12 protein-coding genes are annotated in these 12,973 nt (G+C 36.6%); 9 read left to right on the top strand and 3 right to left on the bottom strand.

Features of this window, described 5'->3' with window-relative positions; all coding sequences use genetic code 11:
• Positions 1-32: 32 nt before the first annotated feature.
• A complete protein-coding gene (locus ACUNWD_RS12060; protein WP_445588064.1) occupies positions 33-1,172 on the top strand; it encodes a class I SAM-dependent methyltransferase in 1,140 nt (379 codons plus the stop codon).
• Between the two features lie 6 nt (positions 1,173-1,178).
• Here ACUNWD_RS12060 and ACUNWD_RS12055 read toward each other — a convergent pair whose 3' ends face one another.
• On the bottom strand, positions 1,179-2,657 hold the full coding sequence (locus ACUNWD_RS12055) for a lipopolysaccharide biosynthesis protein (protein WP_445588063.1): 1,479 nt from the start codon (positions 2,655-2,657) through the stop codon (positions 1,179-1,181).
• A gap of 222 nt (positions 2,658-2,879) precedes the next feature.
• On the opposite strand from ACUNWD_RS12055, the gene ACUNWD_RS12050 reads away from it, so the two are divergent.
• The 6 genes from ACUNWD_RS12050 to queA all read left to right on the top strand — a co-directional run bounded on the left by ACUNWD_RS12050 (position 2,880) and on the right by queA (position 9,132).
• Positions 2,880-5,255 carry a YfhO family protein gene (locus tag ACUNWD_RS12050; protein ID WP_445588062.1) on the top strand — a complete coding sequence of 792 codons (2,376 nt, stop codon included), beginning with the start codon at positions 2,880-2,882 and terminating at the stop codon, positions 5,253-5,255.
• The gene (locus ACUNWD_RS12045) at positions 5,227-6,105 is read left to right on the top strand and encodes a cell division protein FtsX (RefSeq protein WP_445588061.1); all 879 of its coding nucleotides are present in this window, start codon (positions 5,227-5,229) and stop codon (positions 6,103-6,105) included. Before ACUNWD_RS12050 ends, ACUNWD_RS12045 begins: the two co-directional genes overlap by 29 nt.
• A 117-nt stretch (positions 6,106-6,222) precedes the next feature.
• Entirely contained in the window at positions 6,223-6,480 is a 258-nt protein-coding gene (locus ACUNWD_RS12040) for a DUF3098 domain-containing protein (protein WP_445588060.1), read from the top strand.
• A complete protein-coding gene (locus tag ACUNWD_RS12035; protein ID WP_445588059.1) occupies positions 6,480-7,262 on the top strand; it encodes an undecaprenyl-diphosphate phosphatase in 783 nt (260 codons plus the stop codon). The genes ACUNWD_RS12040 and ACUNWD_RS12035 overlap by 1 nt, the downstream gene beginning before the upstream one ends.
• Positions 7,263-7,312: 50 nt before the next feature.
• Positions 7,313-8,026 carry a tRNA pseudouridine(55) synthase TruB gene (truB, locus tag ACUNWD_RS12030; protein ID WP_445588058.1) on the top strand — a complete coding sequence of 238 codons (714 nt, stop codon included), beginning with the start codon at positions 7,313-7,315 and terminating at the stop codon, positions 8,024-8,026.
• Between the two features lie 56 nt (positions 8,027-8,082).
• Positions 8,083-9,132 carry a tRNA preQ1(34) S-adenosylmethionine ribosyltransferase-isomerase QueA gene (queA, locus tag ACUNWD_RS12025; protein WP_445588057.1) on the top strand — a complete coding sequence of 350 codons (1,050 nt, stop codon included), beginning with the start codon at positions 8,083-8,085 and terminating at the stop codon, positions 9,130-9,132.
• A gap of 61 nt (positions 9,133-9,193) precedes the next feature.
• On the opposite strand, the gene ACUNWD_RS12020 is transcribed toward queA, so the two are convergent.
• Both ACUNWD_RS12020 and arfB read right to left on the bottom strand, forming a co-directional pair.
• Positions 9,194-9,826, bottom strand: coding sequence for a YiiX/YebB-like N1pC/P60 family cysteine hydrolase (locus ACUNWD_RS12020; protein ID WP_445588056.1), 633 nt, complete (start codon positions 9,824-9,826; stop codon positions 9,194-9,196).
• Positions 9,827-9,841: 15 nt separating this feature from the next.
• Positions 9,842-10,258, bottom strand: a complete 417-nt coding sequence (arfB, locus tag ACUNWD_RS12015) for an alternative ribosome rescue aminoacyl-tRNA hydrolase ArfB (RefSeq protein ID WP_445588055.1) — start codon at positions 10,256-10,258, stop codon at positions 9,842-9,844.
• A gap of 172 nt (positions 10,259-10,430) precedes the next feature.
• Here arfB and ACUNWD_RS12010 point away from each other — a divergent pair, with 172 nt between their 5' ends.
• Both ACUNWD_RS12010 and ACUNWD_RS12005 read left to right on the top strand, forming a co-directional pair.
• Positions 10,431-11,198: a TIGR00266 family protein gene (locus ACUNWD_RS12010; protein WP_445588054.1), complete on the top strand. Its 768-nt coding sequence runs from the start codon at positions 10,431-10,433 to the stop codon at positions 11,196-11,198.
• A gap of 54 nt (positions 11,199-11,252) precedes the next feature.
• Complete coding sequence (locus tag ACUNWD_RS12005) at positions 11,253-12,956, top strand: PNGase F N-terminal domain-containing protein (protein ID WP_445588053.1); 1,704 nt, start codon at positions 11,253-11,255, stop codon at positions 12,954-12,956.
• Positions 12,957-12,973 lie beyond the last annotated feature (17 nt).

Here is a 12,973-nt window from a genome sequence, read left to right as displayed (position 1 = left end):
TCGAATAGTTTTTGAATTCTAATATATGAGATATGGCGTTAATTGAGAAACTAAAATTACTATTAGTGGAATTAAAAAACAGGATACTGCTGTTTAAGAGTTACAAGGCTCAAATGAGTCCGGAATTATTATACTTATATCAATATCAGAATGAGAAATTGAATAGGTATGATTTAATTGTAAGGTATTTGATGATTGATTATTTGTTGGGAAAAAATGATTCTGGGAGAGATCTTTATATAAAAATGCAAATGAGCAGGGCAGGGGGAAATAAAAAGTTTGAATTAGATTTCCTAAATAAGGAAAAGGGGCTTAAAGATTTGGTCGTTACGATGCAGCAAGAAGGCTATAGAGACAAATCACCCATAATATCCAATAAAGATAATAGGTTGTTTGATGGGGCGCATAGACTGGCAGCCGCATTGTATTTCAAAGTTCCTACAGTAACTGTTGTCCGGTCACAGGATTCTAACCCCAGTTATGGGATGGAATTTTTTGCAAAATATTTTGATGATAATGAAATCAGGCTAATTCAACAAACAGAAAAAAAAATACTTGATGAAATAAAGCCCAAGGAAGTATTGACAGAGATTCTCAATTCACAGAAGCAGGAGTTTGGCAGGGGGATTTTTTACCAATCATTTGAGGAAATTGACATTGTTGGACAACGCCCTACGGAAGAAAGGTTTAAAATTTACGGACTTGCACAGTATCTTACACCATCAATGAAAGTATTAGATATTGGCAGTAATTGCGGCTTCTTTGCTACATACATATCAAGGCATGTGAAATATGTAGAAGGTTTGGAAATTAATCAGTCGTTAGTTGATATCTCTAATATGACAAAATTACTTTTGGGTAGGAAGAATATAAATTTTCAGCAAGGTGATTTTAGTAAAGCGAAGTTTAATAATACTTATGATTTTATATTGTCATTCGCTGTCCATTACTGGATTGGCCTTGATATTGAAACTTACGCACGAAGATTATGGAACATGCTTAATGCGAATGGATATGTGTTGTTTGAGTCGCAAAATATTGAAGTGCAAGATGTTGATTGGGATGAAAAAATTGCATCTTTCTTGGGGGGTGGATTTGTTGAAATTGAGTCAGGATCATTGTGTGATGATAATAAAATAAAAAGGAAATTTTCACTTTTGAAGAAAATCTAACGTTTGTTAAGATTTTAATTTTCTGATAATTACAGCAAGCTGATCATTTACTTGATCTGAGATTTTAAAAATTACAACACCTAATCCAAAAACAATTCCAACGACTGAACTTCTTAGAATAGTATCAATAATCCAATTTAACTGCTCAGGAATCAGATAAGTGGATGAATATGCGGCAACCGTAATTAAAATTAGTTTGAGATGTTGACTATTGTACGGAAATAAGTTCATTTTCCTTTTCAGGTAGAGGATTCGTATTATAGTGTAGACAACCATCGAAATTAAAGATGCCAATGCAGCCCCATTAATTCCCATGATAGGAATTAGAATTAGGTTGGTGATAATAGTCAAGATTATTAGTATACCAAGCTGGAGTGCCAGTATCTTGTATTTTTCAGAAGTTCCTAATATTTGTAAACTTACTCCTGAAGAAACAGCAATCAGGTTTCCCAGTGAGATATATAAAATAACCATTTCGCCACCGGTATACTCAGCTGGTAATATCTGAAAAATATTGTGCAGATTTGCAATCAATAATATAAACAAGATGCATCCGGCAACGGATTGATTAATGCTGCTTTGATAGTATATACTATTAATTGTTTTTAGATCGTTTTCTTTCCATGAGTCAGCCAGAATAGGTGAGGATATCTTTGCAAGTGCTCGACTTGGTATCAATATGATGGTGCCGAAGAAGAAGCTAATGGAGTATATTCCAGTATTATTCAAGTCAAGAAACCCATTAACCATTATTTTGTCAATACTTTGTAAAGCAACTCCACTTAATCCACCAATAATACCAAAAGCGGCAACTGAAATCATTTCATTGCGAAGTGATTTGCTGATAAATTGAAGTTGTGGTTTTAGGCTGAATTGTCCTCGTACGATTAATAAAATTGCCAGATATATTGCAGGGAAACATAGAGCAAAAGTATATCCCATTACATATTGAGGAAAGTTTATCCATTTAAGAAAATAAGCTCCAAGTAACAAAAGGTTGATGAGTCGATAGGCAAAATCACTTAGTAAAGTACCTGTTGTTGCATCATACATTACTTTATTGTAATTGTCGAGCAATAAAAAGAAACTTCTGAAAAAGATTAGAGGTACTAAAAACCAGATATATTCAACAAGCAGAGGTGATTTTTCTATATTATTTTCAATTAAATATGGCTTTAAAATGAAAAAGAATGCAAGGGCTAAAAGGAATCCAATAGTTCCAACCATAACCGTGATAAATGCATATCCATTATGGTTTTTATCTGCATTTCGAAAATATGGAAATAGTCTGATCGTAACAGTTGCAAATCCCAAACTTGAAAATTGCGCATAAATAGCAGAAATGGCCACAAGAATGTTGATTAGCCCATATTCTTCAGTGGAAAGAAGCATGGGCATAATCAATGCTGAATTTAAAAAGCCAACGGCAACTCCAAGATACGAATAGACAGATCCCTTAATTGTTTGCTTTTGAATGATGCCCATACTTTTTAATTAGCATATGATTTAAAATGGTTTATTTTTGTAGTTAAACTGTAAAAGTAATCATTTAACTGCATTCTTTTTATGAAGAAATCTTCGTCATCCAATAAATTGATTTCATATCTAATTCCGATAGTTCTATTCTTGGTAATTTCTTTGAGTTATATGTCCCCAGTGTTAAATGGGAAGAAACTGCAGGCTCATGATGTGTCAAACTTTAAAGGGATGTCTAAAGAAATTCAAGATTTCAGAGATTCAACAGGAGAAGAAACTTTATGGACGAATAGCATGTTTGGTGGAATGCCGGCCTATTTAATAAGCGCAAAGTTTCCTGGGAATATACTTGCTAAAATTCAAAAATCAGTCAATTTCATCCCTGTGTCTGTACGATTACTGATGTTGCACTTTGTGTTCTTCTATGTTCTCTGTTTGGTTTTAGGAATCAATCCATGGGTGAGTTTTGCTGGTGGAGTCGCGTACAGTTTTTTCTCTGTTCTTTTCATTTTATTAGTTGGAGGGCATATTACCAAAGTGCATACATTGGCCTACATGTCACTGGTAGTGGCTGGAGTTATCATCTCGTATAAGAAGAAACCTATTGGTGGGAGTGTTCTTGCGGGAATAGGCATAGGGTGGATGATAAGTGCAAATCACCCTCAGATGACTTACTATGCAGGCATTATGGTTGCAATACTTGCTATTACCTATTTTGTTTTTGCAGTAAAAGATAAATTATTGATGCCATTTTTAAAAACCTCAGGCCTTCTTATAGTTGCAGCTATTCTGGCTTTAGGCGCTAATTATAGTAGACTTTACACAACAGTTGAATATGGTAAATATTCCACTCGAGGAAAGTCTGAGCTCACTCCTACGGATGACAAAACTGATGGTCTTGATAAGAGTTATATCCTATCCTATAGTTACGATTTTGGGGAAGCAATGACAGCATTTATCCCACGTTTTAAAGGTGGGGGAATGAGCGAGCCTTTAGGTGAAAAGTCAGAAGTTTACCAATTTTTAGAGAAAAGTAATGGGAAAGCTTCAGCTAAGCGGATCAGCCAAAATCTACCTTTATATTGGGGAAGTCAGCCAATCTCAAATGCTCCTTTCTATTTTGGAGCAGTATTAATTTTTCTTTTTGTGTTTGGTTTATTTACGGTTAAGAGTAGGGATAAATGGTGGATTGCTGCCGTTGTGCTCATATCATTTCTAATGTCATTGGGGAAGAATTTTCCTTTATTAAGTGATTTCCTAATCGATTATTTGCCAGGTTATAACAAATTCAGGGATGTAAAGAATATTATTGTGATCCAGCAATTTGCGATGGCATTGTTGGGAGTTTTAGCTGTAAAAGAACTTCTAAAGAAAGAGATGGACAAGCAGCAATTGCTTAAGGGACTGAAATATTCATTTATTATTACAGGTGGACTTGCCCTAATTTTTGTTCTGATTCCGGGCTTGGCTGGAAATTTTCAGGGCGAATCGGATGCGCAGTTAGTTCGGGCGGGCTGGCCTGCACAATTAATAGATGCATTAATGGTTGACCGAAAAATGGTATTAAGGGCAGATGCACTGCGTTCGTTTATTTTTGTAGCTCTTTCTGCAGGAACAATTTGGTTGTTTATTACAAAGAAAATTAAAGCTCAATACGCGCTGATATTATGGGTGGTTTTGTTATTGGCAGATATGTGGCCAATTAATAAGAAGTACTTGAATAATGATAATTTTACTTCACAAAAGAAAATTGAAAATCCATTTACTCCAACCACCGCCAACCTTGAAATTTTAAAAGATACTGATCCTGATTATCGGGTGTTGAATTTAGCCGGCAATCCATTTAGCGATCCGATGACTTCTTATTTTCACAAGTCAATTGGCGGTTATCATGGCGCAAAAATGGAACGTTATCAGGAGGTGATCGAACATTGCATTTCACCTGAAATGATGCAAATTGGCCAGCGGCTTCAAAAACTTACCAGTGAAAGTAGTCTTGACTCTGTGTTTATAGGCTTGAACGTATTGAATATGCTTAATACAAGATATGCAATTTATAATCCAAAGGCTGCACCATTGACGAATACCCGTGCCTTGGGAAATGCATGGTTTGTTGATCAGGTTCGTTGGGTTGAAAATGCTGACGCGGAAATAGCTGCATTGGATAATTTTGATCCTGCAAAAACTGCTATTATTGATAAACGATTTGATTCAATTGTTGATGGGACTAAATTATTTGCCGACGAAGGTTCATCTATTCGGTTAGAAACATATCAGCCAAATTATTTGGTTTACGAAGCTGATGTAAAAGGAAACGAAACACTGGCTGTTTTCTCGGAAATATATTATCCGAAGGGTTGGGATGCTTTCATTGATGGGGAAAAGGTTGAACATGTTCGTGTTAATTACATTTTAAGGGCCCTGCCTGTTCCTCAAGGAAAACATAAGATTGAGTTTAAATTTCAACCACAATCATATATTTTAGGGAATAAAATCTCATTGGCCAGTTCCATCATTTTATTACTGGCAGCTTTGGCTGTTGGTTTTGTAGAAATACGTAAAAAATTACAAAAACAGGATGAAGAAGAAGCGACCAGCAAGGCTTAAAAGACGTCTTTTTAAATCATATCTTACCACAACGGTCAGTATAACTCTTGTACTGTTCCTGGTAGGTGTGATGTCTTTGTTGTTGTTGAATGCAGGTCGATTATCAGAATACGTAAGAGAGCATGTTGGCTTTACCTTAATGTTGCAAGATCATGTTAGAGAGGTTGAGGTGCTTCGGTTACAAAAAACATTGAATGCTAGCCGGTATGTAAAATCTACTGAGTATGTTGATAAGGACAAAGCAGCTGCACAATTAACCAATGATTTGGGCGAAGATTTTATAGGTTTTCTTGGCTTTAATCCTTTGTTTTCGTCCATTGAAGTTCGATTACATTCCGAATACATGAATCCAGACAGTTTATCTGTTCTTGAAAAGAACTTTCTAGAATATCCCCAAGTGAAAGAAGTTTACTATCAAAGAGACCTGGTGGATATTATTCATGAGAACGTCCAAAAGATTAGTTTGTTATTAATCGTATTTTCAGCATTGCTCTTATTTATTTTTTCAACGTTAATTAATAATACCATACGAATATCAATATACTCTCAGCGGTTTATCATTAATACAATGAAACTGGTTGGGGCAACACGGGGATTTATTCGGCGACCATTTATTCTGAAAAGTATGCTTTTTGGAGCTTTGGGAGGTCTCATTGCCAATAGTGCTCTCATTATATTAGTAATATCTTATCAACGAGAGTTTCAGGGCATATTGGATATAGAACAAGTTGAAACCATTGGATTGACTTTTTCTGTCGTTTTTGCCTTTGGATTGTTAATTACCTGGATTTCGACACATTTGTCAGTTAATAGATTTCTGAGATTAAGATTTGAAGAATTGTTTTATTGATGATGTGAATCAGGAAAATATAATAATAAAAGATTAACGGATAGTTGATGGTGACTTTGCATTTAATTTTCTGATTATTTTCAAAATATTAACTTTACCCAAAATTATTAGACAGCGATGGCAAAAAAACTTAAGGAATCAGATAATCAGGTCTTTGCATTAGGTAAAGAGAATTATAAACTCTTGCTGATTGGTTTTGCAATTATTGTAGTTGGATTTATCTTAATGGTAGGTGGTAAAAGTGAAGATCCATCGGTTTTTAATCCTGAGATTTTTAGTTTTCGCAGGATAACTCTTGCACCGATGGTAGTGCTGTTTGGCTTTTTGTTTGAGATTTACGCCATTATGAAGAAACCCAAATCCGAAGATAATTAATGAATGCTCTACAAGCCCTTATTTTGGGCATTTTACAGGGACTCACCGAATTTTTACCAGTTAGTTCCAGCGGTCATTTGGAGATAGGTCATACTCTGCTGGGAGTAGAAGGACATAATAATCTGTTGTTTGCTGTTGTAGTGCATGGAGCTACAGTGTTAAGCACGCTCGTTGTTTTTCGAAAAGATATTGTTCAGCTGATAAAAGGATTGTTTGAATTCCGTTGGAATGAGGAGACTAAATACATCTCGTTTTTATTGGTTTCAGCGATTCCCGTTTTAATTTTTGGGCTATTCTTTAAGGAACAGATAGAAAGTCTTTATACAGGTAATCTTTTCATGGTTGGTTTGATGTTATTGGTAACTGCTTTGTTGTTGGCATTTACTTTTTTTGCAAAAAAAGGTAAGTCGGAAATCAAATATAAAGATGCCATTATTATCGGGATTGCTCAGGCACTTGCTGTAATGCCGGGTATTTCCAGAAGTGGTTCAACCATTGCAACTGGTTTGTTGCTAGGCAAGAAGAAAAAGGAAATGGCTCGCTTTTCTTTTTTAATGGTTTTAATTCCGATTATTGGTGCAAATTTTTTAGATCTGATCGGTACTGACTTTCAAGCTGAGGAAAGCCTCGGTATTGTACCGCTGAGTATCGGATTTATTGCGGCTTTTGCATCTGGATTACTTGCCTGCCAATGGATGATTAACATCGTAAATAAAGGAAAATTAATTTATTTCGCTGCTTATTGTCTTGTTATCGGCTTAATTGCTATCTTTGCCGCCTGAAAAACGAACGGCTAATCTCAAGCAAACCTTTTATTTAAAATCTTTTCTGAATGGCGGAATTGCCAAAGAATTTTGACTTTCAACAAGGAGAAGTGTTGCTCTTTGATAAAGAGCTTGATTGGACTTCTTTTGATTTGGTGCAAAAAGTACGTAACAATTTGTGTCGTGCCATGGGTGTCAAGAAGTTGAAAGTTGGCCATGCCGGAACATTAGATCCCAAAGCAACAGGATTGATGATCTTATGCACAGGGAAAGCGACCAAACAAATTGAAAGTTTTCAGGCAGGGGAAAAGGAATATATAGCCACTTTAAAGTTAGGTGCAACAACTCCATCTTTTGATTTGGAAACCGAAGAAGAACAACACTCATCAACAGAAAATGTTACTGAAGAGTTGGTCAATGCTATTTTAGAGGGTTTTAAAGGAGAGATAGATCAAGTTCCACCAATCTTTAGCGCAGTTAAAGTTGATGGGCAGCGGGCATATACACATGCACGAAAAGGAGAGGAAATCGAATTAAAATCGCGAAAAATTACAATTTCAGAGTTGGAATTATTGACATATTCTCAATCTCAGGTAACTATTCGCGTTGTTTGCAGTAAAGGTACATACATACGTTCATTAGCCCGTGACATTGGCCAAAAACTTGAATGTGGTGCTTATTTAATAGGCCTACGACGTACTAGAATCGGGAATTTCAGGATAGATGATGCCTTTTCTGTAGATTATTTTCTAAAAAATATCAATCAATTTGTAACCAATTGAATATTCCCCCGTAAAAGGGGACTTTGAATTAACGTACCGTAATAATTGTTCTTTTTATGAAACTATCGAAGTTCAGATACAAATTACCGGAAGATCAGATTGCACTTCATCCATCAGATAATAGAGATGAATCAAAGTTGATGGTGTTGAACCGCGAAACCCGCGAGATTGAGCACAAAATGTTTAAGGATGTTGTTGATTATTTCGACGATCAAGATGTGATGGTGTTTAATGATACCAAAGTTTTTCCGGCACGTTTGTATGGGAATAAGGAAAAGACAGGTGCTGAGATTGAAGTTTTCCTGCTTCGCGAGTTAAATCGTGAACAGCGTCTTTGGGATGTATTGGTGGACCCTGCTCGTAAAATCAGAATTGGGAATAAATTGTACTTTGGAGACGATGATTTATTAGTTGCTGAAGTAATTGATAATACCACTTCACGTGGACGTACTTTGAGATTTTTGTTTGATGGTCCTTATGATGAATTTAAGAAAACGCTGTATAGTTTGGGAGAAACGCCTCTTCCGAAATTTATCCAACGTCCGGTTGAACCGTCTGATAAAGATCGTTATCAAACAATTTTTGCAAAACACGAAGGTGCTGTTGCTGCACCGACTGCAGGATTGCATTTTAGTCGTGAGTTGCTGAAAAGACTTGAAATTATTGGTGTTGACTTTAGCTATGTGACATTGCATGTTGGCTTGGGTAATTTTAGAAGTGTTGACGTTGAAGATTTAACCAAGCACAAAATGGATTCAGAGCAGATCTGGATTAATGAAACAGCCTGCGATGTGGTAAATAATGCAAAAAATATAAAAAGGAATGTTTGTGCTGTTGGAACCACTGTTATGCGTACTTTGGAAAGTTCGGTTTCAACTCAAGGACATTTAAAACCTTTTGAAGGCTGGACCAATAAATTTATTTTCCCTCCTTATGAGTTCAGTGTAGCTAACCGGATGATTACAAACTTTCATCTTCCACTTTCAACCTTATTGATGATGGTTGCAGCTTTTGGAGGATATGATTTTGTGATGGATGCCTATAAGCAGGCAATCAAAGAAGGTTACCGATTTGGAACATACGGTGATGCAATGTTGATAATATAAAAGAGATATATCCTACTATGATAAGAGCTGTTCTGTACTAATACGGAGCAGCTCTTTTATTTTAATGCAGATCTCCAATACAGATAAGTTTCTCTGAGGCAGCCATTCCATTGGGATTGCACCCCATTAACCCTTCAGGAATCTCCAATCCTAAATTTTTATAATAATCGATCCATCCTTCAGCAAAATTTCCTGATTCCGGATCAATAAATGTCATCGGGTTCATTTCGAATATGGAGTCTTTGGAAAATGCATTAAAAACAAATTCGGAGCAATAGTGAGTTGAATCGTTTAAAATATAGCTGAAGTTATAGGGTTTACCCAGCATGGAGTTTGCTTTTGCGATTGCATCTGGAATGGTAAATTGATATTCATCTTTTAAGCGATAAACGACAACCCTTGTTGAGTCTTCATTCGGATGCCTGAACGCTTCAAGAGTAACTTTACAGGTTCCTCCATTTGGGCTGGCATGCAATACAGAGGGGGCATTTTCTATGAACTGTAAAATCCCAACATGGCTGAAATGTGTTGCAGAGTCAGTTTGAGTAACCTGATCAATTACTTTGGAAAGCTTGGTGTCAAAGGCTTCCCTAAATAGGATGTCTCCGTTTTTCAGTTGAATATTTTCATCTCTATTGCAGGATGCAGTTACTATTATTGTGAGTATCATAAATGTTCGTAGCGTATTTTTCATTTCACAAATGATGTATTAGTGGTCAATTCTTCCTCTGCGTGACTTTTTCTCTGCGAGTCGTTTTTTCGATTGAATTCGTTTTTCAATGGAAGCTCTTGTTGGGCGGGTGGATTTCCTTTTTTTTACTGGTTTGAGAGCTTTCGCAAGTAATGTGTAAAGCTTTTCAATAGCAATTTCTTTATTGCGAAATTGTGACCGTTCTTCCTGAGAGACAATTAAAAGTAGCCCATCACTGGTAAGTTTTGTTTCAAGCTTTTTTAGTAAGATTTCTTTTTGACGATCGGTTAGTAAGGTTGAATCTTTGATGTTAAAACGCAACTCAACCCGTGAATTAACTTTGTTTACATTTTGCCCACCAGGTCCACTACTTCTGGAAGTCTGAAAAACAAACTCATTACTTAAATCGGATATATGTTGTTGGAAAGACTCCATGACAGGCAAAGTTAAATTAATTTGATTAAAAGAATTCTCTCCTCGTTGAACATGGCACTGTTTTTTACATATCACGGATGTTTACCTCCAAACATCGGTGGTTTATCGAAAACTGAGACTTTTCTTTCGTCATTTTAATAACTTTATATCCGAAAAATTTAAACTAGAAAATATGCAATCACACGAAATTGATTACAAAATTATTGGGCACGATGTTCAGTTGGTAGAAGTGGAGCTTGATCCGGGCGAGATCGTAATAGCTGAGGCAGGTGCCATGTTGTACATGGAAGATGGAATTAGCTTTGAAGCCAAATTAGGTGACGGCTCCAATCCCAGAGCTGGATTCTTCGATAAACTTCTTTCTGCCGGATCTCGATTGATTACTGGCGAATCACTTTTTCTTACTCATTTTGCCAATCAAGGATGGGGGAAAAAGCATGTTGCTTTCTCTGCTCCTTATCCGGGAACAATCATTCCAATGGATTTGGCTCAGATGGGTGGCCGGATTATCGTTCAAAAAGATGCGTTTCTTTGTGCTGCGCTTGGAACGAAAATCTCAATTACTTTTAATAAACGCTTAGGGGCCGGCTTCTTTGGAGGTGAAGGGTTCATTATGCAGGAGTTGAGAGGAGATGGAAATGCTTTTATTCATGCCGGTGGGACAATGATAGAGCGCCAATTAAATAATGAGGTACTTCGGGTTGATACCGGGTGTATTGTTGCTTATGAACCCAGCATTGATTTTAGTGTAGAACAGGCTGGCGGATTACGTTCGATGTTGTTTGGCGGAGAAGGTATCTTTCTTGCAACATTGCGAGGTACGGGAAAAGTATGGCTACAATCCATGCCTATTCGCAAGCTGATCCGTGAACTTAGCCCTGCTGGAGGGAACCAGCGTAAAGAAGCAGGAGGTTTGTTGAATCAATTTTTACAAGACTAAATAGATTGTCGGTTTGTTGAAAATACAAGCCGACATTTTTTTAATTATATCTATATGAAATTACTTTCAACTTCTTTGATATTCATATTGTTACTTCAGCAAAGCGTAAGCTTTGGTCAGGAATCAACGAATGGTAGTGCCTATAAAATAACATACGCATCTATACGGAATGGAGAGCCAGTTTCTAAGTCAGAGTTTACTATTCAATATGCTGATGGTGTGACCTTTCTTTCAAAAACTGAAGATAAAATCCGAAATTTTATAGATTATAATCATAGGCAAACAACAACAATTATTGAGTTTGAGAATGAGCTTTATAAAACGCAGATTGATTTTGATTCGTTGCCAGCACCTACGTTTTCGGATCAGGAAGAAACAATACTTGGATATCATTGCAAGTATGCGACTTTCTTTTCGTTTTCAAACAAAATTGAAGTTTGGTATTCGAATGATAGCGGAGCAAAAGGTTCCCCCTATTCGGCTTACTTACCAACTACTGATGCCTTGGTTTTAAAAGTTTCAATTAACGGAACTCGCACGATTGTAGCTCAGAAGATTGAAAAGATTGATGAAAGTAGGCTTCCTGATTATCCTTATGACGAAGCAGAAGAAATATCTGCAAGCAAGATGGAAGAGCTTAAAATAAAATCAAGATATACCACAATAAAGGTGTTTGAAGATGAAATCATCAATTTTGATCCTTCTATTGAAATTCCGTTGGAAGAGGATTTGGTTGCAGATAAAACATTTCATTTTTCTAAGGGAAGTGTAATCCTAAAGAAAATCAAGTTGCCAGAGGTGTGGGAAAAAGGGAGTCAGGTTTTTGCAAAATTGACAAGTTGGTCGAATGGAGATGCCTATGATCGTACCGGATCGATATTTATTTTGCCAGCAAGCTCCCCAAAAACTTCAATGTTGGATGCACTCCTAAAAGGGCTGGATCAACTGCCTGTATTTACCGACAATGAGGATTCAAATTATCAAGGAATAATTAGTACTCCAGAATATGAGACTCCAATTGAAATCATGCGCTTTTTCACTTCTTTTGGAATCAGACATTTTAATACTCGCAGAGTTATTGAGAATTACCCCTGGGAAATTGAGGCAACTTATAAAGAAGAGGTTACCAATTTGATTCCTTCCAATCAACATGATATATGGCTTGGAGTGTTTATCGGGAATTATGACAAGGGTGGTCACAAAGTCGATCTGGAACTTGATTTTTATCCATCCTTTGGTGATGAATCAGATAATCATTGGGTTCAGCCATTGTTTTACACAGTCAATATTATGGAAATGTCTGGTCAAAACTATGGACGGTTATTTCGCAATGATACACTTTCTGTCGCATTTGACGTGCCTGCGGGAATTGAAGGACTTCAGCTTTTGTATACAACTACCGGTCATGGTGGTTGGGGCGGTGGAGATGAGTTCAATCAAAAACTCAATCAAATTTTTATTGATGGAGAAGAGGTTTTTCAACTGATACCCTGGCGAACGGATTGTGCAACTTACCGGTTATATAATCCGGCATCCGGGAATTTTGGGAATGGCATTTCATCAAGTGATTTGAGTCGGTCGAATTGGTGTCCGGCAACTTTAACTCCTCCAGAAGTGATTCCTTTACCCGATCTTGCAGCAGGAAAGCACATTCTCAAAGTAGTGATTGATCAGGGAGAAGACGAGGGCAACAGTTTTAATCACTGGAGTGTTTCGGGAATACTTACAGGGAAAAACACCTTGCCATTAGCAGAATAAGAAAATTAGAAAGCCCG

This window comes from Sunxiuqinia sp. A32, assembly GCF_052690465.1.
Note: the sequence above shows the minus strand (reverse complement) of the source record. Positions and strands in the feature narration are given on the sequence as shown.